Annotated in this window: 19 protein-coding genes and 1 pseudogene; 9 read left to right on the forward strand and 11 right to left on the reverse strand. The window is 69.4% G+C overall.

Annotated elements, in window-relative coordinates:
* Window positions 1-4 precede the first annotated feature (4 nt).
* On the reverse strand, window positions 5-682 hold the full coding sequence (locus OHA98_RS14865) for a CBS domain-containing protein (protein ID WP_266925983.1): 678 nt from the start codon (window positions 680-682) through the stop codon (window positions 5-7).
* 306 nt (window positions 683-988) lie between these two features.
* On the opposite strand from OHA98_RS14865, the gene OHA98_RS14870 reads away from it, so the two are divergent.
* Entirely contained in the window at window positions 989-1,888 is a 900-nt protein-coding gene (locus OHA98_RS14870; protein ID WP_266925985.1) for a universal stress protein, read from the forward strand.
* A gap of 119 nt (window positions 1,889-2,007) precedes the next feature.
* Here the strand turns inward: OHA98_RS14870 and OHA98_RS14875 are convergent, their stop codons facing one another.
* Both OHA98_RS14875 and OHA98_RS14880 read right to left on the reverse strand, forming a co-directional pair.
* On the reverse strand, window positions 2,008-2,661 hold the full coding sequence (locus OHA98_RS14875; RefSeq protein WP_266925986.1) for a CBS domain-containing protein: 654 nt from the start codon (window positions 2,659-2,661) through the stop codon (window positions 2,008-2,010).
* A gap of 125 nt (window positions 2,662-2,786) precedes the next feature.
* On the reverse strand, window positions 2,787-4,214 hold the full coding sequence (locus tag OHA98_RS14880; RefSeq protein WP_266925988.1) for an MBL fold metallo-hydrolase RNA specificity domain-containing protein: 1,428 nt from the start codon (window positions 4,212-4,214) through the stop codon (window positions 2,787-2,789).
* A gap of 175 nt (window positions 4,215-4,389) precedes the next feature.
* Between OHA98_RS14880 and OHA98_RS14885 the strand changes: the two genes are divergently transcribed.
* The 3 genes from OHA98_RS14885 to OHA98_RS14895 are packed head-to-tail and all read left to right on the forward strand — an operon-like array spanning window position 4,390 to window position 8,083.
* Window positions 4,390-4,896, forward strand: coding sequence for a zinc-binding dehydrogenase (locus OHA98_RS14885; protein WP_266927924.1), 507 nt, complete (start codon window positions 4,390-4,392; stop codon window positions 4,894-4,896).
* Between the two features lie 47 nt (window positions 4,897-4,943).
* Window positions 4,944-5,696, forward strand: a complete 753-nt coding sequence (locus tag OHA98_RS14890; RefSeq protein ID WP_266925990.1) for an HAD family phosphatase — start codon at window positions 4,944-4,946, stop codon at window positions 5,694-5,696.
* Window positions 5,693-8,083 carry a glycoside hydrolase family 65 protein gene (locus OHA98_RS14895; protein WP_266925992.1) on the forward strand — a complete coding sequence of 797 codons (2,391 nt, stop codon included), beginning with the start codon at window positions 5,693-5,695 and terminating at the stop codon, window positions 8,081-8,083. Before OHA98_RS14890 ends, OHA98_RS14895 begins: the two co-directional genes overlap by 4 nt.
* 13 nt (window positions 8,084-8,096) lie before the next feature.
* Here OHA98_RS14895 and OHA98_RS14900 read toward each other — a convergent pair whose 3' ends face one another.
* Together OHA98_RS14900 and OHA98_RS42650 are read right to left on the reverse strand one after the other, a co-directional pair.
* A complete protein-coding gene (locus tag OHA98_RS14900; RefSeq protein ID WP_266927925.1) occupies window positions 8,097-9,083 on the reverse strand; it encodes a nitroreductase family protein in 987 nt (328 codons plus the stop codon).
* 93 nt (window positions 9,084-9,176) lie between these two features.
* Window positions 9,177-10,250: pseudogene (locus OHA98_RS42650) on the reverse strand (CBS domain-containing protein); the annotation flags it as partial.
* Between OHA98_RS42650 and OHA98_RS14910 the strand changes: the two are divergent.
* Window positions 10,188-11,048 (forward strand): universal stress protein, encoded by an 861-nt coding sequence (locus OHA98_RS14910; RefSeq protein ID WP_266925994.1) that lies wholly within the window; start codon window positions 10,188-10,190, stop codon window positions 11,046-11,048. The pseudogene OHA98_RS42650 and the gene OHA98_RS14910 sit on opposite strands and share 63 nt — an antisense overlap.
* A 125-nt stretch (window positions 11,049-11,173) precedes the next feature.
* Entirely contained in the window at window positions 11,174-12,907 is a 1,734-nt protein-coding gene (locus OHA98_RS14915) for a GAF domain-containing sensor histidine kinase (protein ID WP_266925996.1), read from the forward strand.
* Window positions 12,908-12,914: 7 nt separating this feature from the next.
* On the opposite strand, the gene OHA98_RS14920 is transcribed toward OHA98_RS14915, so the two are convergent.
* Together OHA98_RS14920 and OHA98_RS14925 are read right to left on the reverse strand one after the other, a co-directional pair.
* The gene (locus tag OHA98_RS14920) at window positions 12,915-13,601 is read right to left on the reverse strand and encodes a response regulator transcription factor (protein ID WP_266925998.1); all 687 of its coding nucleotides are present in this window, start codon (window positions 13,599-13,601) and stop codon (window positions 12,915-12,917) included.
* An 80-nt stretch (window positions 13,602-13,681) separates the two neighbouring features.
* Window positions 13,682-14,140 carry a Crp/Fnr family transcriptional regulator gene (locus OHA98_RS14925; RefSeq protein ID WP_266926000.1) on the reverse strand — a complete coding sequence of 153 codons (459 nt, stop codon included), beginning with the start codon at window positions 14,138-14,140 and terminating at the stop codon, window positions 13,682-13,684.
* A 384-nt stretch (window positions 14,141-14,524) separates the two neighbouring features.
* Between OHA98_RS14925 and ppsA the strand changes: the two genes are divergently transcribed.
* Together ppsA and OHA98_RS14935 are read left to right on the forward strand one after the other, a co-directional pair.
* A complete protein-coding gene (gene ppsA / locus OHA98_RS14930; protein ID WP_266926002.1) occupies window positions 14,525-16,912 on the forward strand; it encodes a phosphoenolpyruvate synthase in 2,388 nt (795 codons plus the stop codon).
* 148 nt (window positions 16,913-17,060) lie between these two features.
* Entirely contained in the window at window positions 17,061-17,684 is a 624-nt protein-coding gene (locus OHA98_RS14935) for a hypothetical protein (RefSeq protein ID WP_266926004.1), read from the forward strand.
* Between the two features lie 192 nt (window positions 17,685-17,876).
* On the opposite strand, the gene OHA98_RS14940 is transcribed toward OHA98_RS14935, so the two are convergent.
* Both OHA98_RS14940 and OHA98_RS14945 read right to left on the reverse strand, forming a co-directional pair.
* Complete coding sequence (locus OHA98_RS14940) at window positions 17,877-18,104, reverse strand: hypothetical protein (protein WP_266926006.1); 228 nt, start codon at window positions 18,102-18,104, stop codon at window positions 17,877-17,879.
* Between the two features lie 373 nt (window positions 18,105-18,477).
* Window positions 18,478-18,633 carry a hypothetical protein gene (locus OHA98_RS14945; protein ID WP_266926008.1) on the reverse strand — a complete coding sequence of 52 codons (156 nt, stop codon included), beginning with the start codon at window positions 18,631-18,633 and terminating at the stop codon, window positions 18,478-18,480.
* Window positions 18,634-19,166: 533 nt separating this feature from the next.
* On the opposite strand from OHA98_RS14945, the gene OHA98_RS14950 reads away from it, so the two are divergent.
* Complete coding sequence (locus tag OHA98_RS14950; protein WP_266926010.1) at window positions 19,167-20,069, forward strand: universal stress protein; 903 nt, start codon at window positions 19,167-19,169, stop codon at window positions 20,067-20,069.
* Between the two features lie 71 nt (window positions 20,070-20,140).
* On the opposite strand, the gene OHA98_RS14955 is transcribed toward OHA98_RS14950, so the two are convergent.
* Together OHA98_RS14955 and OHA98_RS14960 are read right to left on the reverse strand one after the other, a co-directional pair.
* Window positions 20,141-20,605, reverse strand: coding sequence for a universal stress protein (locus OHA98_RS14955; protein WP_266926012.1), 465 nt, complete (start codon window positions 20,603-20,605; stop codon window positions 20,141-20,143).
* Between the two features lie 358 nt (window positions 20,606-20,963).
* Entirely contained in the window at window positions 20,964-22,436 is a 1,473-nt protein-coding gene (locus tag OHA98_RS14960; protein WP_266927926.1) for a bifunctional aminoglycoside phosphotransferase/ATP-binding protein, read from the reverse strand.
* Window positions 22,437-23,008: the final 572 nt, after the last annotated feature.

Genomic DNA, 23,008 nt, shown 5'->3' on the forward strand with positions numbered 1-23,008 from the left:
GGGCTCATCGTGGCGGCTCCACGTCGAGAGCGACGTTGTCGTAGGCGTAGTCGATCGACTCGTGCAAGGCCACCACTCCGTCCACCCAGCGGCAGAGCCGTACGATCACAGGGATGTCGGCGCGCTCGTCGACACGGCCGGTCAGGGTCACGACTCCGTCCGTGACAGCAACACGGATCGCGCCGGCGGGCAGGCGCAGAGTGCCGACCAGGACATCGTGCTCAATCTCGCCACGGATTGCGGAGTCATGGCGGAGGAAGGGTTTGAGTAGATCGCTGCGGCTGACGATCCCGACGAGTCGTCCGGTCTCGTCGGTCACGGGCAGCCGTTTCACGCCTTTGCGGTGCATCGTCCGGGCCGTCTCGACGAGATTCCAGCTCGCCTGTGCCGTGATGGCCGGGGAGGTCATCAGGCCGGCGGCCGTCTCCGCGTCGGGCAGCCCGCGCTCCTGGGACAGCGGCCGGACTCCCGCCCAGCGGCCTTCCAGGTCAGGGAGTTCCGCGGTGGCGCGCAGCATGTCGGCCTCCGAGACCACGCCGAGCGGGTGCCGGCCGTCGTCGATGACCGGCACCGCTGAGATGTCGTGCTCGGAGAGGAGACGGGCGACCTCTTTGAACGGAGTCCCGGGAGCCGCGGTGACCACGTCATGCGTCATGACTTCGAAGACCGTTCGGTGCTGCATGACGCTCCTCCTTCACAGGCCGTGCCGCTGCCGGCACGGTCCACTCTGGTGCGCGGACCTTGCCTTCGGGCAGTGCCGAACGGTCCCCTTCCGGGACGGTTGGCCCCCTTCCTCGCACGGGGTGAACGGGGGTGCCGGGTGCATGGGCAGCCCTGCCGAGAGCCGGCTCAGCCGTGTTCTGCGTGCCGCCTGAGCCCAGCAGGGTCCGGGTAGGGCCGCTTCCGGGACCGACTGGCCCTACCCCGCCGTCCGGCCCGGTGTCAGCGTGGCAGCGAGCCACCTCGGAATCGGAAGGCGGTGCGGACGATGGAATCGCCCGTGGTCGTAGGAGTGGACGGTTCCGATGCCGGTTTCACGGCTGTGGACTGGGCGGTCGACGAGGCGGTGAGGCACGGGCTTCCGCTGCGTATCGTGCACGCCTCGCTGTGGGAGCGGTACGAAGGGTTCGTCCCGGGCTGGAGCAGGGACAGGCCTGCGGGCCAGGTTCTCGCCGAGAACATCGTCGCCGTGGCGGAAGAACGGGCCCGGCGTCGTGCACCCGGTCTCACCGTCGCGGCGGAAGTCCTGGCCGAGGATGCGTCCGCCGTGCTGCTCAGGTGGGGGACGGTGGCCACGATGGTGGTCGTCGGGTCACGCGGGCGTGGAGAGCTGGGTGACCTTCTGCTCGGGTCCGTCAGCCTCGTCGTGGCGGCCCGCTCCCACTGTCCGGTTGTCGTGGTCCGCGGAGACCAGCACGCTCTGGAGGCACGGCACCAGAGAATCCTGCTGGGCCTCGGCGACCACGACGAGGCTTCGCCGGCCGTGCGTTTCGCGTTCCGCGAAGCGGAGGTCCGGCATGCGGAGCTGGAAGTCGTCCGCACCTGGCGACGGCCCGCCCATGAACCGGTCCGTCATCCGCTTCTGACCGGTGAGGCGGGAGAGTACGCGCAGGCGGCGTCTGAGCTGCTCGACAAGGCCCTTGCCGCGATGGGCCGGGAACATCCACAGGTACACCTGCGCAGGAGCGCCATCGAGGGGCCCGCTCACAAGGTGCTGACGGACCGCGCGGCTGCAGCGGACCTGCTGGTCGTCGGGGCACTTCGGCGGGACCGCATCGTAGGTCTGGAGCTCGGCAGAGTCGCTCACCGTGCCCTGCACCATGCCTCGTGCCCGGTCGCCGTCGTCCCTCAGCCGCACCGGGTACCCACGGAAGGGGAACCGCGATGAGCACCGCGGCCCGGTACCCCGTCAGTGACACCGGCCGCCGTATCGCCGCCCGGCGTGGAGACCGGCCTGTCCAGTGAGGAGGCCCCACACGCGGCCGTCGGCCCCCTTCTGCCGCGCCATTACGGCCTCTCCTCCGCGGTGAGATCGCACCGCACGTCCACCACGCCTTCGACGGCCAGGGTCAGCCGCGCCGCGAGCGGGACGAGTGCGCTGTCGTGGACCTCGCCGGACAGGGTCACGACCCCCGCCTCGACGCTGATGACGACCTGGCCGTGAGAGACGGGAAACAGGTGCTCAACGACTTCGCGGCGCACCTCGGCCGCGAGGTCCTCGTCCCGGCGGAGGAATACCTTGAGGAGGTCGGACCGGCTCACGATGCCTTGGACGGTGCCGTCGGCGTCGACCACGGGCAGCCGCTTGACGTGATGGGCGGCCATGTGGCGTGCGGCCTGGGACAGGGACGCATCGGGAGCGACCGTGACGGCGGGCGACGTCATGAGGTCCGCTGCCCGACTCGAGCCTGCTTTGGCCGTGGCGTTCAGCCGCCGCATCTGCTCGAGGAGGCCGAGACGGTGGTCGTGGAACTCCTCCTTGAGCAGCAGATCCGCCTCGGAGACCACCCCGACGACACGGCCCTCGCCCTCGACGACAGGGACAGCGGTCACCTTCCACCGGTCCATCGTCTCGATGATTTCCTTGAAATCCGCACCGGGCCGGACGGCGACGACCTTCTTCGTCATCACGTCGGCAACAGTGAATGGTTGTCGGGTCATGGCTCTCTCCTACATGCGTGTACCACCGGTTCCGTACCGACGCGCGGTTCAGCAGTGGGGTGCGGGCTGTTGGAAGGGGAGCCCGCACCCCTGGTCTCGCCACGCCTCCGGCCCGGAGATCCAGGTCAGCGGACCAGTACGGCTTCGCCGGAGCGGGGTACGACGGCCGTCCAGCCCAGTTCGCGGTCGATGCGCTCGCGCAGGGCGGCGGAGGCGGTCGGTTCCCCATGGACGAGGTAGGTGGTGTGCGGGGGAGGGGCACCGCGAAGCCAGTCCAGGATCTGTGCGGCGTCGGCGTGCGCGGAGAAGTGGGGTACGTCGGCGACCTCGGCCCGTACGGGCACGTACTCGCCGAACATCTTCAGCGACCGGGCCCCTTCCACCAGGTCCCGGGCCCGGGTGCCCGCCGCGGCGAAGCCCACGACGACTACGGCGTTGCGCGGGTCGGGGAGCAGCCGATGCAGATGATGGAGGACTCGACCACCGGTGGCCATCCCGGAGGAGGAGACGATGACGGCGGGGCCGTGAACGCTGTTGATGTCGATGGATTCCTGGACGGTTCGGGCGGCGAGGAACGGTTCGGGGCTCAGCGCGCCCTCACCTTGGGCGAGGATGTCCGGCCGAAGCTCGGCGGCTTGCTCGCGTACGGCGTCCCGGTACACGTCGAGGGCGGCCAGGGCCATGGGGCTGTCGACATAGACGGGCACGGAGTTGGGCAGGGCACCCTGTTGGCGCAGGCGTACCAGTTCGTGCAGGACGACCTCTGTCCGGTCGATCGCGAAGGCGGGGATCACCATTGTGCCGCCGCGGGCGAGGGTCCGCGCGATGACGGAGGCGAATTCCGAGCGGGCGTTTTCCTGGTCGTGACGGCGGTCGCCGTAGGTGGATTCCATCAGCAGGACGTCGGCTCCCGAGAACGGTTCCGGCGGTAGCAGCAGAGGGTGCCCCGGCCGTCCGAGGTCTCCCGAGACGGCCAGGGTGTGGCCATCCTCCAGCGTGAGGTGGGCCCACGCCGAGCCGAGTATGTGCCCGCCGTGGTGGAGCAGGAGCCGGGTGCCGGCCACGACTTCCACGGTGTCACCGATCGGGACCGGGTCGAAGAAGGAGATTGCCTTCTCGGCGTCGGAGTCGTCGTAGAGCGGCTCGGCCGGGCGGTGCTTGGACCAGCCGTGCTCGTTGGCGTGCCGGGCCGCCTCCATCTGGAGCCGGGCGCTGTCGCGCAGCACTATCCCGGCGAGCCGCGCGGTGCGTGCGCTGGTGAGGATCGGGCCGCGGAAGCCCTGACGGACCAGGCGGGGCAGATACCCGCAATGGTCCAGATGGGCATGCGTGACAACCACGGCGTGGATGTCGGAGGCATTGCGGGCGAACCGCTCCCAGTTGCGCCGGCGCAGGTCCGCGAATCCCTGGAAGAGGCCGCAGTCGACGAGGATCCGGGCGTGGTCGCTCTCCACGAGGAACTTGCTTCCGGTGACGGTTCCCACGCCTCCCAGGAAACTGAGCAGAGCCGGGCGCGGAGCGGCGGGAGCGGGATTCAGGGCGGCCTCGGACATGGTCAGCCCTCCTTGGGAGTGTGGCCGCTGTCCACCCTCCCATCAGGAGCGGGCCGGCCGCTGGGGCCCGAGAGGGTCCTCCTGGGGGCCGACCGGCTCATGTGCTGCCGCGACCGACAAGGTCAGTATCGGTCGCGAATGCGCCAGAACGTGCCACAGGAAGTGGGTGGGCGAGATGAAGGCACTCGTGTTCCGGGGGCCGGGAAATTGTGCCTGGCAGGACGTACCGGACCCGGGTATCGACGACCCCGCAGAGGCGATCGTCCGAGTCGACGTCGTCACCGTCTGCGGCACGGATCTGCACATCCTGAAGAGTGACGTGCCGGATCCGACGGACGGACTCGGAGCAGACGTCGTCATGGAGGCTGTCGGAGTTCCGGAGGCATTCGAGATGTGCACCCGAATGGTCCGGCCAGGCGGCCGGGTCGCCAGCATCGGTGTCCACGGAAACCTTGCGGTCCTCCACCTCGAAGACCTCTGGATCAAGGACACCACGATCACCACCGGGCTCGTGGACACCTCGTCCATTCCCGTGCTGCTGAGCACGATGGAGATGGGCCGCCTGCCGTCGTCGTCTTTGATCACTCACCGATACGAACTGGGACGGATGGAGGAGGCGTACGACGTCTTCGGCCGGGCCGCGGACACGGGCGCGCTCAAGGTCGCGCTGGGCGCCCAGTAACCCGCGACGGTGAGCATCGACGGCCTTCCGCCAGGCAAGGAGTGAGGATGATCGCCCTCCCGCCCCATGGTGTTGTCCTGGACACAGACGGCGTGCTACTCGATTCGGCCGGTCTCCACGCGGCGGCCTGGAAGACTGCCTTCGACGCCTGCCTGAAGGCCGTAGCGGGCGAGCCGCAGCCGCCCTTCGACACCGGCTCCGAATACCGTCGCTACGTCGATGGAAAGTCCCGCTTCGACGGAGCGGACGCATTCCTCACGGCGCGGGGGCTCGGCCTTCCCGCGGGAGAGCCCGGCGATCCGCCCGGTTGCGGCACCGTCTGGTCGGTTGCCGCGCGCAAGGAACAGGTATTCGTCGACATGCTCGGCACCCGCGGCGCCGCGGCCTTCGAAGACGCTGTGCCTGCCCTCGGCGCCCTGCGTGCGGCCGGTGCGTCCTGTGCGGCCGTCTCGGCCTCCCGGCATGCCCGGGCGCTGCTCACAGCGTCCGGTCTCGACCGGTTCCTTGCCGCAGTGGTGGATGGCGAGGATGCCGCCAGGCTCGGGCTCCCCGGAAAGCCGGATCCGGCCCTCTTCCTGCGTGCGGCGGCCCTGCTCCGTACCCGTCCGGGAGACACCGCGGTCGTCGAAGACGCGCTCGCGGGAGTCCGGGCGGCGTGCCGAGGGGACTTCGGCCTCGTGGTCGGACTCGACCGGACCCCCGACCGGCGCATGTCCGCCCTGCTGCGTGAACAGGGCGCTGACCTGACGGTTCCCGATCTCGGGGCGCTGGTCGCCCGGGTATGGGGTGAACCGGGATGACCTCGCGCTGGAGCTGGACCTACGACCGCTACGACCCGGGAAGCGAGTCCCTGGTGGAAGCACTCTGCGCGCTCGGCAACGGCCGCTTCGCCACCCGCGGGGCCGCGCCGGAGTGCACCGCAGGACCGGCGCACTACCCAGGCACGTACCTGGCGGGCTGCTACGACCGGCGGACCTCGACCGTGATGGGCGGACAGATCGAGAACGAAGACCTCGTCAATCTCCCGAACTGGACGCTTCTGCGCTACCGCTGCCTGCCGGACGACGGACCGCCCGGTGACTGGCTGACGCCGGACTCCGAGGAAATGCGCCACTATGACGTGCACCTGGACCTGCGCGCGGGAGTACTCACCCGGAACCTGTTCTTCGAGGACAGCCGTGGGCACGGCCTGCGCGTCAGCCACACCAGGATCGTTCATATGGGAGACCCCCGCCTGGCCGCCCAGCGCACCGTGTTCCGCCCCTACGGCTGGAAAGGTGCCGTCGAGGTGGACTCCGTTCTCGACGGCGCCGTCACCAACACCGGTGTCGCGCGCTACCGGCACCTCGAAGGGCGGCATCTCAGGGGACACCGCTCCGGCTTCGAGCCCGACGGGGTTGCCTGGCTCTCCTGCCGCACGGTCGATCCGGGCGTCCGGATCGCGCTGGCCGTCCGCACGGTCACCCGGCCCCAGTGCCCCGCCCAGGAGACGGTCACGACCACCGGCAGTGTCCAGACGTACCACCTGCCGGTCTCTCCCCGCCGCTCGTCGACGGCCGTGAAGACCCTCGCGTTGCACACCTCGTCGGACCGCCCCGCCGCCGACCCCCTTGCCGCTGTCTGCGATGCCGTCACCCGTGCTGCCGGCTTTCCCCGGCTCCTCGCCACGCACAAGGCAGCCTGGAAACGTCTCTGGGAACAGGGCGAGTTGGACGTTCCGGGGGAGGCGGGCCGCATCCTGCACCTGCACCTGTTCCACCTGCTGCAGACGGTCTCACCGAACACCGCGGAACTCGACGTGGGTGTCCCCGCCCGAGGTCTGCACGGAGAGGCGTACCGGGGACATGTCTTCTGGGACGAGCTGTTCGTCCTGCCCTACCTCAGCCTTCATTTCCCCGATGTGGCCCGAGCCGTGCTCATGTACCGGCACCGCCGCCTCCCCGCCGCACGTGCGGCGGCGCGAGAAGCCGGCAGGCAAGGGGCCATGTACCCCTGGCAGAGCGCGAGTTCCGGCCGGGAGGAGACCCAGGAGATGCACCTCAACCCGCGCTCGGGGCGCTGGCTTCCCGACCATTCGCATCTGCAGCGGCATGTGGGGTCGGCCGTCGCGTTCAACGTGTGGAGATATGCGCAGGCCACCGGAGACCGGGGATTCCTCCACGCGGCCGGAGCGGAGATCCTGCTGGAGGTCGCCCGCTACTGGGCCGGCGCCGCCACCTTCGACACGGCACGGAACCGCTACCGGATCCGCGGCGTCGTCGGTCCGGACGAATACCACGATGCCTACCCCGACGCCGCGCGGCCCGGCATCGACGACAACGCCTACACCAACGTCACCGCCGCCTGGGTGCTCGACCGCGGCCTGGCCCTGCTCGCTGAACTGCCCGCTGCCCGGCGGGCGGAACTGTGCGAGCGGCTCTCGCTCGACGATGAGGAGCTTGCCCGCTGGGCAGAGGTCTCCCACCGCCTGTACGTGCCGTTCCACCAGGGAGTGGTGAGCCAGTTCGCGGGCTACGGAGACCTGGTCGAACTCGACTGGGAACGCTACCGGGCCCAGTACGGAGACATCCACAGACTCGACCGGATCCTTGAGGCAGAGGGCGACACGGTCAACCGCTACAAGGCGTCGAAGCAGGCCGACACCCTCATGCTCGGTTACCTCTTCCGTCCGACCGAGCTGTACGGCCTGTTCTCCGGACTCGGCTACGCCTTTGACGACGAGACCTGGCGGGCCACCGTCTCGTACTACCTGGGGCGCTCCAGCCATGGTTCGACGCTCAGCAGTCTGGTCCACGGATGGGTGCTGACCCGCGCGAAGGGGGCCGGGGCCTGGGCGTACTGCGAGGAGGCGCTGCTGAGCGACGTGGCCGACGTTCAGGGGGGAACGACCGGAGAGGGCATCCATCTCGGTGCGATGGCAGGCACCGTCGACCTGGTGGAGCGTGGGATCACCGGCCTGGAGGCCGGACCGGACGGGCTGCGCGTGGCTCCTGTGGAGCTGTCGGAGATCCCCCGGTTCACGTTCACCCTGTGTGTCCGCGGTCATCAAGGGGTGCGTGTGCGGATGCTTCCAGGGCGCCTGTCCATCCGTGTTCCGGCCGCGCCCAGAGGCCCACTCGCTGTCGTGCTTCCGGGCGATCGTCGGTTCACCGTCGCCCCCGGGGAAGAACGCTGGTTCCGGTTGTGAGCTGAGCGGAGGATCAGCCGAAGGTGAGCACCTCGGAGGCGGGGCGGCGGGGTGTGGGCCGGCCTTTCGGCCCGTAGCCCAGACGGATCAGTATGTGGACGAAGCCCATCGTGGAACCCGGCTCTCTCGCGACGGACCGGAGCTCGGGCCACTCCAGGGGCTGAGACATGAGAGACGTCGAAAGACCGTCGGCGGTTGCCTGGAGCAGCACCCGCTGCATGGCCTGACCAGCCCTCAGCCAGTTCTCCGGATCGTCTTCGGCTGTGCCGAGAAGCGCGAGCTGAGGCCGCTTCTCGAAGGGCGCCGAGGAGCGTGCCGGGACGCGGCGGGAGGAGTCGAAGTCCCGGACGGGAGCGGTCACGTCGTACTGCCGGGGGCCGAGAGCGTACGTCGGGATGCCCTCCGTCTCGGGCCCTTCCCCGACCGCGCCCGTGCGGGTCCAGGCGGCGATCTCCGCACGTACCGCCTCATCCGCAGCCTCGAACATCTGGGCGTCGTGAACAAGTTCGAGGACGGTGTCGGTGTGCCAGGCACCCGGTACGACAAGTCGGCAGCCCTCCAGAAGGGCGGCGGCGCAGAGCCCGTCGACGACCTCTGAGGGGATCTGTTCCTCGGAGAAGGGGAAGCGGCTGGTGTGCCGCTGCCGCAGTACGGGATGGAGGACGGCAAGGCCGTCCTCCACGGCGGGTCCCTGAAGACGTACATCGGCCAGATGCCAGGGATCTGCGGAAGAGGGCAGCAGGGTGACAGCGGCGTTCAGGCCATGGTGTGCGCTGGCTACCCGCAGATTGAACAGAGCGGCACCGCACCCGAGGTGGAGTGCACGGTGCTCGGGATCCTGATGCTGCATGCCCCGTGCGGGATCGCCGTGCATTCCGATCATGTCGGTGCCTGTCCTGTGGACGAACTTCCAGGGCTGTGCGTTGTGCATCGAGGGGGCGGTGACGGCGTCCTCGATCAGTGATGTCACCAGGGAGCGGGTCGGATCGGTGGTGGACACGATGCGTCCTGTCTGTGTTGAAGTAGCCAGGGGGTGTCGTTCACGGGCAGGGCGGGCTGCCCGGGAGGGGGTGTCGTCCTCGTGGACCGACAGCCTGTCCAGGACCGTGACGACGCCGTCCACCTGCTCAGCGAGTCTCAGCAGGGTTCGGGCCTGGCTGCGGCTCCGGATGCGGCCGCCGAGTGTGACCACACCATCCAGCACCTGCACGGCGACGGCATCCTCGGGCAGGCGCATGGCATCCGCCAGGACGTCCTCCCGTATGCGGCGTCGTACCTCGGCGTCCGGGCGGAGGAATACACCGAGAAGGTCACGCCGGGTAACGATTCCGACCAGCCGCTCTTCTTCGTCGACGACGGGAAGGCGCTCCACGCCGCGGCGTACCATCAGCCGAGCCGCGTCCGCGACGGTCTCCTCGGCGTGGACGGTGACGGCCGGGGCGGTCATCAGGCCACGTGCGGTCAGCTCTCGTCGTGCCAGAAGATCGCTTTCGGAGACGACTCCGAGGACGCGATCGTCCTCGTCGAGGACGGGGACTCCGCTGATATCGCGCTCGGCGAGCAGCTTCGCCACGTCCCGGAACGGTGTCGCGGGAACGGCGGAGGCGACGTCGTCCGACATCAGGACGCCGACCTTCAGGTGTCTCATGGCCGCGCCTCCAGTTCGGGCATGCGGATGGTGAGCCCTACCACGCCACCACGGTCCATCACACCGGCGCGGACCGGGAGGGGCCGAACGGTCCTCGGCCGGGGCCGACCGGTCGTATCCCGCTCTGGCCCCTGCCCCGTACACGTCCGGTCCCGATCCCGTGGGACCTTCGGTCCCGCCGTTGCCCCGAGCGGCCCTCCAGCGGGTCCGCCCCGGGTGCCAGGGTGAGAACCATCGCGCCACACGGACCGGAGCAGGAATCGCGCCACACGGTCCGGACCAGGAGCAGGCCTGGACGGCACCACAGCCGGTCCCGCTTCGCCCGGAGGCCGAGGCCCGGCCGGCGACCGCCGGGCATTCCGACCGGCTCCCGGACGGGATCAGCTCAGCCTGTGGCGGCGCGCCCATGGTGCTGTGGAGCACCCACTGATACGGGCCTGGACATGGGAGTACATCATGACTGGCACCACGGACCGGCGCGACATCGTCATCGGTATCGACCCCGTCAAGAACTGGCATCTGGCGCTCGCCTGGGCAGCCGACGAGGCCGACCGCCGGCAGTCGAGGCTACGGCTCGTGGTCGCTGTACCACCGCCCCACCACACGCAGCACGTCGACAACTCCCCCCGGCACACGACTCAGCTCGACGCCGGAACGGAGACCCTTCGGACCGCAGCGGCCTGGGTGTACGCCCGGCAGCCGGGTGTACACACCATTTCCTCCCTCCTCGAAGGAACCCCGGCAGGGGTGCTGGCCGGCCTGTCACGTGATGCCGGCATGGTCGTGCTCGGCTCCCGGCGCCTCAGCCGCACCGAGGAGTTCCTGAGCGCCGGTTCCCTCGTCATTCCGGTCACCGCACAGGCGCACTGCCCGGTCGCCGTCGTGGGCGACGCGGAGCACGCCACCCAGAAGCCGCCCTACCTCGTCGTCGGTGTCGACGGCAGCAGAGCCTCCCGCGCCGCCCTGGCACTGGCCTTCGAGGAAGCGGAACTCCGCCACTGCGCGCTGCGGGCCATCGCCGTCTGGCAGCCACCCGTCTTCACCCTGCACACCGGCGACACACTGTTCCACGCCGAACGGCGGCTCCTCTCGGAAGCCACGGCCGGATGGTCGCAGAAGTACCCCGATGTCCGCCTCACCCACGAGGTACCCATCGGCTCGCCCGTCGAACTGCTGGCGGACGCCGCCGAACACGCCTTGGCGCTCGTCGTCGGCCGCCGTGGCCACGGCGGCTACACCGGGATGCGCGTCGGCTCAGTCGTCCACGGACTGCTGCACCGTGCCCACTGTCCTGTGATCACCGTTCCTGAGGCGTGAGCTCCGGTGACGACGCCGGCAGCGGACCGGGCGCGCCGAAGAACCCGGCAGGAATGCGGCGCCGAACCGGACTACGGTGAAGGCGTACGCGACATCGCGTCCGTCCGATGCGTCCGGAGGGCTGGATGGCCACGGAGGAACCCGAGCCTGCGGGTACCAGGATCCCGCGGCTCAGACTCGACGAGCTGCTCGACGAGCTCCAGATGCGCATCGACGACGTACGGGGCACCCGGGATCACCTCCAGGGGCTGCTCGAGGCGGTCATGTCCGTCGGCAGGGAACTCGACCTCCCCCAGGTGCTACGCGGCATCGTCGAGGCAGCCGTGACCCTGGTGGACGCCCGCTACGGAGCGCTCGGCGTCATCGGCGACGACCAGAAGCTTGCCGAGTTCCTCCCCATCGGCATCGGGGACGACCTCCGCGAGCAGATCGGAGACCTGCCCTCGGGCCACGGCCTTCTCGGTGAGCTGATCCACGACCCGCGGCCCCTGCGGCTCTCCGAGCTGTCCGAGCACCCCGCCTCGTACGGATTCCCGCCCCACCATCCGCCGATGCACTCCTTCCTCGGCGTCCCGATCCGGGTTCGTGAGGAGGTCTTCGGCAACCTCTACCTCACCGAGAAGCGCGGAGCGGCGGACTTCGACGCCGAGGACGAGGCCGTTGTCACGACCCTGGCCGTCGCGGCCGGCATCGCCATCGAGAATGCCCGTCTCTACGAGGAGGGCACGATCAGACAGCGGTGGCTGGCCGCGAATTCCGAACTCACCAGCGCATTGCTCTCGGGCGCGGACGAGACCGAGGGCCTTGGCCGGATGCTGGAGCAGGCCGTGGACATCGCATGCGCCGACCTCGGGGTCTTCTACCTGGTGGGGACGGACGGCGAGCTGCGGGGATCGCTGGCCCGCGGAGAGGGTGCCGATGCCCACCGCGGCGTGGTCCTCCCGAGCGTTGAGGGCACTCTGTCCTCGGCCGCCCTCGCCCAGGACGGACTGGTCACGGTGGAGGACCTCGCGAGCGACGAACGGGTCACGGTGCAGCCGGAGCGCTGGGCGGGCTTCGGACCCGCGGTGGCGGTCACGGTCGGCACGAAGGAGCGGCTCAGTGGTGTGCTGGTCCTCACCCGGAGGCAAGGGCAGCCCGCCTTCGAGGCTGTCGAAACCGCTGCGCTCCCCGGATTCGCGGGACAGGCGGCGCTGGCACTCGAACTGGCGGCCCGGCGCCGTGACACCGAGCAGGTGAGCCTTCTGGAGGACCGGGACCGGATCGCGCGAGATCTGCATGATCTGGCGATCCAGCGCCTTTTCGCCACCGGGATGACCCTCCAGAGTGCCCGGCGCTTCGTCGAGCACCCGGAGGCGGCGGACCGGCTGAACAGAGCCATCGATGACCTGGACGCCACCATCAAGATCATCCGGTCGACCATCTTCGGACTCCGCGAACACGAGACCGCCAAAGCCACTCCGAAGCTCAGATACCGCGTGGTCGAGACCGTCGACTCGGCGACGGCCACCCTCGGATTCACCCCGGCGCTGCGTATGGAGGGCCTGCTCGACACCGATGTGCCGCCGGTGGCGGCCGATGCCGCCACCGCGGTCATCGGGGAGGCGCTGACGAACGTCGCTCGACACGCGAAGGCTCACCGGGCCGAGGTCGCCGTCGTCGTCGAGGACGGCATACTCACGGTGAAGGTCACCGACGACGGCGTGGGGATCACGCCCGACGCCGCCCGCGGCGGACTGCGGAATCTGGCCGAGCGTGCTGAGAACCTGGAGGGCGGCCTCTCCGTCTGGGCCCACGGTGAACCGGGCCGGGGCACGGTGCTGGAGTGGCGGATTCCTCTTCGTGCCGATCCGGAGTGAGCGCGCCCTATTCCTTCTTGGCATCGTGCTCATGGACCTGCGCGGCGATGACGGCGGCCTGGACCCGGCGCTCCACCCCCAGCTTGCCGAGCAGCCGGGAGATATGGTTCTTGACCGTCTTCTCCGACAGGTACAGCCGCTTGGCGATCTGCCGGTTGGTGAGCCCCTCCCCGATGAGTTCGAGCACGGAAAGCTCCCGCGCGGACAGCGCTGTGAGCCGATCGTCCTCCGGCGGTTTCGCCGACTCCGGGTCCCGCAGCGAACTCATCAGCCGGGCGGTGGTGGCGGGATCGAGCATCGACTCGCCGGCTGCCACGGTCCGCACGGCCGACACCAGGTCGGAACCCTTGATCTGCTTGAGGACATACCCCGAGGCTCCCGCCATGATCGCGTCGAGCAGGGCGTCCTCGTCGTCGAAGGAGGTCAGCATCAGGCACGCCAGACCGGGCATCCGCGAACGCAGCTCCCGGCACACGGAGATCCCGTCGCCGTCGGGCAGCCGTACGTCGAGGACCGCCACGTCCGGGCGGAGCGCCGGCCCCCTGGCCAGAGCATGGTCGGCCGTCGACGCCTCCCCGACCACTGTCATATCCGGTTCGTCGTCCACAAGATCGCGAAGGCCCCGGCGGACTACCTCATGATCGTCCACGAGGAAGACCCGGATGGGCACGGCGGCTGTCGGCAGATCGGACATGGTGACCCCTGAAGTCCGTCGGGTGTGTATCCGCCCCTCGTAGGGATTGTGCGTGATGTTCTCCCGGAATGGGCGAAGGTCTACAGGCCGCTGCCGTGCGCGGCGTACAGATCGAGCAGTCGCACCCGGGCGGATACGAGACGCTGTGCAAGCACCTGCCCCACGACATGCCCCAGGGCGGAGCCGAGCCGCGGGTCTGCGTCCATCATCATGCGCACGGTCGCCGCGTCGAACTCGTACGCCCGTACGCGCGTCATGGCCTCGGCACCGAAGTGCCAGTGGTACGGGGCGAACAGCCATGACCATCCGAGCAGCTCACCGGCATTCACGGTATCGATCACGGTCGGCCGTCTGCCGGGCACCCGGATGTCCAATGTGACGGTTCCGGTCCGGATGAACCAGAACCGCTCGGCGAGACCGTCTTCCTCGAACAGCCGGGTGCCCTCAGGGAAGTCCACCCGGCGGGCACACTGCATGAGGCGGTCACGGTGGTCGACGGACAGCTCTGAGGCGAGCCGCGGGGAGGTGGGAGTGCTCATCGGAGTGCCTCCTCATCGGTAACCGTCCCAGTCTCCGCTCACGCGATCACCGGAGGGAGGGCCGGATGGTCCCTTTCCTCCGGGCGGACTCCATCGCAGCCGCCCTGCCCCGGACCCGTGGGCCGGTAGGCCCCTCCTGGGCACGGCCCACCCGGCCCCACCTCCCGGCCCGCTCGGCACTGCGACCCAGGACCGTACGGCGTGATCGTGGAATCCGGACGCCGCACAAGGCCCATTCCCGAAAGGGCGAGGACGATGCAGCGCTTTCGGATCCAGACCAGACCGCCCCAGCCCCGCAAGCCCGTGCCGCCGGACCTGCGCACCCCGTCACGGCGCCCACTGCCCGGCTGAGCCCGCGAACGCCTTACCCGGATGGAGGACGTCATGGCCTCTACTCGACGCGTCATACCGCTCGCGGAACTCGGCCGGCAGGACGTCGGCCGCGTCGGGGGCAAGAATGCCTCCCTGGGAGAGATGACCGCCCATCTGGCCTCTGCCGGTGTGCGCGTGCCTCCCGGCTACGCCACGACGGCGGACGCGTACGAAGAGCTGCTGGACGCGCGCGGGCTGCGTGGAAGCATCGAGGAACAGCTCGGCCGGCTGCAGGAGGGAACACCGTCGGACCAGGTGGGAGCGGCGATCCGGTCGATGATCCTGGCCGAGCCACTGCCGGACGGGCTGCGCGCCGAGATCATCTCCGCCTATGCGCAGCTCGCGGCCGAGCAGGGCCGAGAGGCCCCCGAAGTCGCCGTACGCAGCAGCGCCACGGCCGAGGACCTGCCGGAGGCCAGCTTCGCCGGGCAGCAGGAGAGCTACCTGAACGTCCGCGGGGCCGCCCAGCTGCTGGAATCCGTCCACCGTTGCTACGCGTCCCTTTTCACCGACCGTGCGCTCGACTACCGGGAGCGGATGGGCTTCGATCACCTCTCCGTCGCGCTGTCCGTCGGTATCCAGGTGATGGTCCGCTCCGACCGGGCCGGAGCAGGCGTGATGTTCACCCTCGACCCCGAGAGCGGCTTTCCCGAGGTCATCGTCGTGAGCGCGGCCTGGGGGCTGGGGGAGACCGTCGTCAGTGGTCAGGTCGACCCCGACGAGTACACGATCTTCAAGCCGAGCCTGAAGGACCCGGTGCTGACCCCGGTGATCGATGTACGAATCGGCGCGAAGAGGCAGAAGGCCGTCTACGCGGAACACGGGCTGACCCGGACCGTCGACACGACCGGCGAGGAGCGTTCGCGTCGCGTCCTGACCGACGCGGAAGTCCGGCTCCTGGCGGATTGGGCGCTGACCGTGGAGGAGCACTACGGCTGCCCCATGGACCTGGAGTGGGCCAAGGACGGCCTGACCGGAGACCTGTGGATCGTGCAGGCCCGTCCCGAGACCGTACAGTCCCGGAGACTCCCCTCGACCCTGCGCCGCTGCCGGCTGACCGCCCCGCCGGGCGAAGCCCTGATCGACGGCATCGCGGTCGGCGAGGCGATCGGCCGCGGAGCCGTCGTCGCCCTGGAATCGCCCGTCGACCTCGACCGCTTCCCCTCCGGCGGAGTACTCGTCACCGGCATCACCGACCCGGACTGGGAACCGATCATGAAGCGCGCCTCCGCGATCGTCACCGACCACGGCGGACGCACATCGCATGCCGCCATCGTCAGCCGGGAGCTCGGGGTTCCCGCCGTCGTCGGCACCGGCCGGGCCACCGGGACACTGCGCGACGGCCAGGACGTGACCGTCTCCTGCGCCGAGGGCGGGAGCGGCAGGGTGTACGCGGGCCTGCTCGCGTACGACGAGACCGAGACCGACCTCGCCGGCCTGCCGGCCACCCGGACCCGCATCATGCTGAACCTCGCCGACCCGTCCGCGGCCTTCCGCTGGTGGCGGCTGCCGGCCGACGGCGTGGGGCTCGCCCGGCTGGAGTTCGTCGTCGCGCACCAGGTCAAGGCCCACCCGATGGCTCTTCTGCACCCGGAACGACTGGACCACCACGACCGCCGCCTGATCGACCAGCTCACCGAGGGCTACCTCGACCGGGGCCAGTACTTCGTCGACCGCCTTGCCCAAGGAGTCGCTCGCATCGCCGCATCCCGCTGGCCCGCCCCCGTCGTGGTACGCACCAGTGACTTCAAGACCAACGAGTACGCACGTCTGCTCGGCGGCCGCCCCTTCGAGCCGGTCGAAGCCAACCCGATGATCGGCTGGCGCGGCGCGAGCCGCTACTACAGCGACGGATACAGGGAGGGCTTCGCCCTGGAATGCCGTGCGCTGCGCCGGGTCCGGGACGAGATGGGCCTGGCGAACGTCATCGTCATGATCCCGTTCTGCCGCACCCTCGAAGAAGCGGACCTGGTCCTGGAAGTCATGGCCGAACAGGGCCTGCGCCGCGGTGAGAACGGGCTCAAGGTGTATGTCATGGCGGAGATTCCCGCCAACATCATCCTGGCCCAGGAGTTCGCCGAGCGCTTCGACGGCTTCTCCATCGGCAGCAACGACCTCACTCAACTCACCCTGGGGGTCGACCGCGACTCCGAAGCCCTCGCCCATGTCTTCGACGAGAACGATCCCGCAGTCACCCGCAGTATCGAACTCCTTGTCCATCGCGCCCGGTCCGTCGGTCGAACGGTAGGCCTGTGCGGCCAACGCCCCAGCGACGACCCCGCGTTCACCGAACTGCTGGTCGTGGCCGGCATCGACTCGATCTCCGTGGCGCCGGACAGTTTCGCGGCGGTCAAGCAGCACGTGGCCGCCGCCGAACTCAAGCGGTACGGGCCGCGCTGAGCTGTCCCCACCGAGCCCCATGCCGTCCCATGGATGAGAGGGAGGCCATGTCGGATACGTAGCCACAACGGGGAGGAACAGCCGCAGCCCTGTCCGAGGTCACCCAGGTCGGGCACGCGGGGTGTGCCGAACAGGGCGGAGGGACGACATGCTCAGGGCTCACCTGGAGAAGGGCCCGCTACGACGATTGTTCGGCCGCCGTTCGAATGAACTGTGGCGTGCAGCCGACCGCATGCGGAGCCGCTGGATCATTGCCTTCGCGCTCGCTCCGATCCTCGCCGTGCTCTGCGCGGTGGCCATCGGGATGGCTGTATGGAACACCGAAATCACTGGCGCCCACGCGGAATCCCTGCATCGGCACAGGGTCTCGGCGACGACGGTCGGTGAGACCGTCCGGGCGCCCCCTGAGCCGTCCAACGGCGTCCGGACGGCAACGGCCCAGACCGTCTGGGAGTACCCCTCTTCCCACCGGCACAGGGACAGGGTCCCGGTCCCGGCCGACACCCCTGTGGGCGGGACCGTCGTGGTCTGGGTGGATGACGCGGGCCGGGAGACGGCGGCTCCTCCCTCCGGCAGCGAACTCGCCTCCACTGCCGTTGCCGCGGGGGTCGCTGCCTTCGCGGTATTCGCCCTCTCCGCAGGGGGAGTTGTCCGGCTCGGGCTCCGTCGCGTCGATGCGCGCAGCCTGGCCGAGTGGGGCCGGGAATGGGAGCTCGTCGAGCCCCACTGGTCCGGCCGGGAGCGCCGGGGACCGGGAGCCGAAGAAGACTGAAGCCCCGGTCCCGTCCTGGAGGCGGACACCACCACCAGCACGCTCGCCGGCCACGGCACCGCCGCTGCGGCACCCCCACAGGGACATGCCGGACACCGGCGACGAAATCCCGACGCGCACCGTGGAGGACCTGGGCGGACGCGTGAAGCGAACGGCCTACAAGGACAAGCAGGCCGCCGGGGGCATGTACGGCTAGGGGTGTGCGATCGCGGCATCGCGCAGGAACGCCTCTGCACACCCGGAGCGCATCTCGGCACTGGTGACGGGCGCGAGGTCACGGGCGGAGGACCACTCCTCGGCGTGGACGAGATGGAGCTGAACCTCGCGCAGGAGCGCTTCCTGAGCGGCCCCGTGGGCTGCCGCCATACTCTCCGCCGAGCTGTCGAGGCCGACAGCGACGAGTCCGTTCAGCTTGGTCATTCTCATGCCTCTCCGACGGGGTCCGGCCTGTGATCGGGAATACTTGGCCGCCATGTCGCGGCGGCACGGCGGGGATGCATCGGTCATGGGACGGGAGCGGACCAGCGCGACGACTGCGAGCAGCGCGGGCCCGCCGCCACCTCGTCGCACGCCCTTCACCGCACCGATCGAGAAGCCGGTCACGAGGTAGCCGGCGTACCGGGCTCCGCTCGACGTCGGCTGCGAACACGAACGAGAAGAATGCGTTCACGCTCCACGCGACCAGCCTGAGCCACCGTGTCCCGGCGGTGTCTTCGAAGGCGGCGTTCTGAGGGACGGCGATGGCCTCTCGGGTCATCAACGCGTTTGCTTCTCGATGCCTCACCGCCTTCTCCTACCGCCCGGTGGCCTTCGATGAGCTGATCGACATGTCGTTGTGCCCGTGGTTGAGCCGATTGACCGCGTCCACCACTCCGTCGGGGCTCCCGCACAGCTGCGTCACGACGGGCACCAGGCCGTGCCGTTCCACTGTGCCGATGACGGACACCACACCCGTCGATGACCTCGACGGCCGGAGCCGAAGGCCTGAGCCGCAGTGCGCGGGTCGGCACGTCTTCCCGGATCGCTTGCGCTATTTCGACATCACGTCTGTGGAGCAGGTCCGCTTCCGACGCGATGCCCACAGGCCGTTCGATGATCCGCCCAATCCCACGAGCGCGACCGGGGGAGATGAGCAGAGCGGCCGTCGACGCACGATAATCAGACGTGGACGAGAAGAACACTTCCCGGCCGATCGCCGGGCGTCCCTCGCTGAACGCGGAGAAGACGGCCTTGTCGGCGAGCAGGGTCTCGACATCGAGGAGCCCCATGTGGCATCCACACCTGGCATCCGACGCTGTCACAGCGTTCCACACGGAGGTGAAGGACCCGGGACCGACCTGACCTGCCCCGAACGTGTGGATGCCTTTCTCCGCCATGAACCGGGAACTACCGCCCTTCGGAGCCTGAGCGGTCCATAAGGGCGGGGGAACCGAAGCGCCAGCCTGAGTGCACGGACTCTTGGTGGCGCTTCGAGGAGGAATTATGGAAGGCACCACGAACAACACGGGGCCGGGCTTCGTCGTAGTCGGCGTCGACGGATCTGACCCGGCATGCCGGGCTGCGCTGTGGGCGGCTGCCGAGGCCTCGCGCCGTGATCGCCCGCTGCACATCGTGTACGGGTCCGACACGGATGGCCGAGCCCTCTACGTCTCGGCAGAGAGCATCGAACACGTCCGCCAGGCAGGCCGGGAGCTGCTGGGCGCCACCGCCGACGTGGTATCGGGCCGGTTCCCCGGCCTGAGTGTCGACACCGAGTACAGCCGCAGCGCACCCGTCCCGACCCTCCACAGGTCCGCAGGCCTCCACGGCACTATCGTGGTGGGTAACCGCGGCGCGGGCGGGTTCGGCTCGCTCCTGCTCGGTTCGGTCGGGCTGAAGGTCGCAGCGGGCGCGCGGACGCCCGTCATCGTGGTGAGAGGTGCCGACAACCGAACGGAGACGGGCGCGGTGCTGGCGGCCGTCCGCGATGAACACGACCTGGAATCCGCCCTGTATGCCGCACGTGAGGCCGAACTCCGCAACGGCTCTCTGCGGCTGCTCCACGTGTGGAACATCCTGCAGTCCGTCGGCAACGTCGTGACGCTTCTCGACGACGTGGACCAGATCGCCGGCCTGCACGTCCATCACCTGAATGCCGTCGGGGAGCAGGTCCGGCAGGAATTCCCGGACCTCACCGTGCGGGTGGACGCGGAGAAGAGCGTCTCCGTGGCCGGTGTCCTGGTCGAGGCCTCGCGCCACGTGGACCTGCTGGTCATGGGCGGCCGACGGTCCCCCAGTTACCTCGGATCCACTCTCGGGCGCACAACACACAGCCTGATCCACCATGCCCAATGCCCAGTGCAGCTCATTCCGCGCACCAATCACGAGCATGGGAGCCGGTCGTGACGGAGGTGGCCGACCATGACGGCGTCGGGACTCGCTCCGTTCACGAGGGAGACGGGACGAAAGGAACAGGATCAGCCAGGGACGACGAGTACCGGTCGGTGGCTGTACTTGACCATCCGGTGACTGACCGAGCCGGTGAGTAGCTTGTGTGCGACTCCGGCCAGGCCGGTGCTGGGTGACCCGATGACGGTCCAGCAGGCGTCGTACCGGTCGCCCACCGCATCGATCCGGGCCACCGGGTCGCCGGTCTCGTTGGTGTATGTCCACTCGCCGGTGAAGGGCTCCATGAGTTCGTCCACCGAGGCGTGTTCCCTGTCGAGTTCCTCCTGGACCGATTGCAGTTCCGAGCCGTCGAGGTCCGGGTCCACGGGGTAGTCGGCCAGCGAAATCACATGCACGATGTGCAACCGCGCGCCGAAGTGTTCGGCCAGGTGCAGGGCATACTTCAGTGCCCTGTCGCTGTAGGGAGAGCGGTCGTAGGCGAGAACCAGTTCTTCGTAGTCGCCTTGGACGGCCTTCGTCGCAGATGAGGTCATGACCGGGACCTCCCGGCTCTCGTGCAGGCTGAAAACAGCCTCCCTCCAGCGTCTCTCCACTGCGCAGGTTTCCGCAAACCGGCTCCGCATGCGTACCCAGGACTCGGGGCCGGCTCGCAACCGACCGTGCTGCGCGAAGGAATCAGCGGCAGCGCGTACTCTTCCGCCCGAACGAACGACACTTTCGGGAGGCGCTCTCCAGGTCTGTCCGTAAGGCCTGGCGGGCGCACGACGCCGGCTACGGCACTCGCCGCGTTGTCGGAACGCCCGCACAGGCCCAGTATGCGTATGTGCATCTGCCTTGCGATGCGCCGCATCTGACGCCGCGCGCTGATCCGTCACGGTCACGGGACAGCCCTTAGCCGGGCTCCATGTAGGGCCGGCGGTAGACCGGAGCCCGGCCGGAGGCGGGCGGATGCACGGCCCTCAGAGCCTGGGCGACCGCGGCATCCAGGGAGCCGCTGCTGTCGACCCTGACGGCCTCGGTCCACGGTGGTTCCGTCTCCGCCATGGCGGTGGCCACGTCGAGGCCGGCGTCCGATGCCCCAGGGGCGCGGTTGTCCAGACGGGAGGCCGAAATGTCGTCCGGTACCTGGCAGTGCAGGGCCACGAGGTCGGCACTCGTGCGTTCCGCGGTGAGCCGGGCGGCTTCGCGCTGTTCCTCGTGTGACCAGGTTGCGTCCAGGACGACGGACTCGCCGCAGGACAGGAGGCCGGAGGCGCGGTCGAGCAGTGCGGCATACGTCCTCGCGGTCCACTCGGGTGAGTACAGGCCTTCGCCGTACGGGGCGGCGGCGGGCCGGTCCACCGGGATGCCCGCGAGTTCTTTGCGGAGGCGGTCGCTGCTGAGAAGCGTGATGCCGAGACGGTCGGCAAGCGCGCCGGAGAGTGTGGACTTACCGCTGCCGGGGAGCCCGCCGACGAGGGTGAGCCCGACAGCAGCGGTGCGCAGATGGCGCAGGGCTGTCGCGATCAGCCGCCGCGCGGCGGCGTCTGCACCCGGCGCGCCTTGGTGGGCCTGGATCAGGGAGACCTTGGCGCGGACGAATGCGCGGTACGCGACGTAGTGGTGGCGAAGGGAGGGCGGCGCGGAGTCGCCGGAGTACTCACTGTACTGGGCGAGGAAGAACCCGGCGGCCTCCGGGGCGTCGAGCTGTTCCAAGTCCATGGCGAGGAAAGCGGCGTCGTCGAGGCCGTCGACGTAGCGGAGGTGGTCATCGAACTCCAGACAGTCCAGGACACGCGGGCCGTCATCGAGGCAGAAGATGTCGTCGGCGAGCAGGTCTCCGTGGCCGTCCACCATCCGGCCCCGGTCGACACGCATGGCGAACAGCTGCTCTCGGCCGGCGAGATATCGGCGTACCAGCCGTTCGATCTCCTCCACGCCCTCGGGCGCGGGGCCGCTGTCGGTCAGAGCCCGGACCTGGGCGAAACTCGCTTCCCATCGTGCCGACAGCGCGTCCCGCGTGCCCTGGGCATCCACGTCCGGACTCCGCGGCGCGTCCGCGTGGTGGGCGGCGAGCAGCCGGGCTACATCCCTCAGGGCATCGTTGACGGCCGCGCCTTCCCGTACGAGCCGGGACAGGCGGCGTTCCGCCGGCATCCGGCGCATCGCGACGAGAGGTTCGGGTGCTGCGTGTGGGACGCGGATTTCGCCCACGCCCAGGTAGACATCGGGGGCGAAGCGACGGTTGAGCGCGACTTCCCGCTCGCATGCGGTCAGACGTGCTTCCACGGTGGTGTAGTCCAGGAACCTGAGGTCGACCGGCTTCTTCAGTTTGTAGGCGCGGTCGCCGACGAAGAACACGATGGCTGTGTGGGTTTCGCACACCTCGGCCCGCGGGAGCGACCGTATGCCGGGGTCCGTGCCGCTCCGCAGGGCGGACGCATCGGCCTGATGCGCCGACGTGGTCTGCTCCCCGGCGTGGCTGGGCTCAGTCATGGGGGATGAGGGAGACAGGGCACCGCGCGTGGTGCAAGGTGGCGTGGGCTACCGGGCAACCCATACGAGGGTCCGGGGCGGGACGGCGCCTGCGCCGGCCGACGACCGGCCGCGCGGTTGCCGCGGCGGCCCGCGCGACAGCCTCGGCCGGGCTTTCGAGACGTGCAGTCTCCACCTGCACGTCCGGGCCGGTCCGGAGGCAAGGGCCCCGCCCGGATGCTTCTGCGTCTCCTGAACGGTCTCGTCGGTGATGGCGCGGTTCACGTACAGGGGAACACAGGCATGCAGCGGCGTGCTTCGGCCAAGCACAGTCCGGAGGAACACGCCGCGCGCCGCGGTGGCCTCGGAGGCGAAAGAGAGGTGGCCGCCACCGGGACCGTTGAGTGTCAAGTCCTTCTGCGCGTTCCCCAGCCCGTGCCGGCGCCAATGGTCGCTCGACCCATGCCACGACAGGCAGAGTG

The organism is Streptomyces sp. NBC_00654 (genome assembly GCF_026341775.1).
Taxonomy (GTDB): domain Bacteria; phylum Actinomycetota; class Actinomycetes; order Streptomycetales; family Streptomycetaceae; genus Streptomyces.

Coding starts and splice junctions, on each gene's coding strand:
- OHA98_RS14865 (WP_266925983.1), bottom strand. CDS start 682: ATGCAGCACCGAACGGTCTTCGAAGTCATGACGCATGACGTGGTCACC.
- OHA98_RS14870 (WP_266925985.1), top strand. CDS start 989: ATGGAATCGCCCGTGGTCGTAGGAGTGGACGGTTCCGATGCCGGTTTC.
- OHA98_RS14875 (WP_266925986.1), bottom strand. CDS start 2,661: ATGACCCGACAACCATTCACTGTTGCCGACGTGATGACGAAGAAGGTC.
- OHA98_RS14880 (WP_266925988.1), bottom strand. CDS start 4,214: ATGTCCGAGGCCGCCCTGAATCCCGCTCCCGCCGCTCCGCGCCCGGCT.
- OHA98_RS14885 (WP_266927924.1), top strand. CDS start 4,390: ATGAAGGCACTCGTGTTCCGGGGGCCGGGAAATTGTGCCTGGCAGGAC.
- OHA98_RS14890 (WP_266925990.1), top strand. CDS start 4,944: ATGATCGCCCTCCCGCCCCATGGTGTTGTCCTGGACACAGACGGCGTG.
- OHA98_RS14895 (WP_266925992.1), top strand. CDS start 5,693: ATGACCTCGCGCTGGAGCTGGACCTACGACCGCTACGACCCGGGAAGC.
- OHA98_RS14910 (WP_266925994.1), top strand. CDS start 10,188: ATGACTGGCACCACGGACCGGCGCGACATCGTCATCGGTATCGACCCC.
- OHA98_RS14915 (WP_266925996.1), top strand. CDS start 11,174: ATGGCCACGGAGGAACCCGAGCCTGCGGGTACCAGGATCCCGCGGCTC.
- OHA98_RS14920 (WP_266925998.1), bottom strand. CDS start 13,601: ATGTCCGATCTGCCGACAGCCGCCGTGCCCATCCGGGTCTTCCTCGTG.
- OHA98_RS14925 (WP_266926000.1), bottom strand. CDS start 14,140: ATGAGCACTCCCACCTCCCCGCGGCTCGCCTCAGAGCTGTCCGTCGAC.
- ppsA (WP_266926002.1), top strand. CDS start 14,525: ATGGCCTCTACTCGACGCGTCATACCGCTCGCGGAACTCGGCCGGCAG.
- OHA98_RS14935 (WP_266926004.1), top strand. CDS start 17,061: ATGCTCAGGGCTCACCTGGAGAAGGGCCCGCTACGACGATTGTTCGGC.
- OHA98_RS14940 (WP_266926006.1), bottom strand. CDS start 18,104: ATGACCAAGCTGAACGGACTCGTCGCTGTCGGCCTCGACAGCTCGGCG.
- OHA98_RS14950 (WP_266926010.1), top strand. CDS start 19,167: ATGGAAGGCACCACGAACAACACGGGGCCGGGCTTCGTCGTAGTCGGC.
- OHA98_RS14955 (WP_266926012.1), bottom strand. CDS start 20,605: ATGACCTCATCTGCGACGAAGGCCGTCCAAGGCGACTACGAAGAACTG.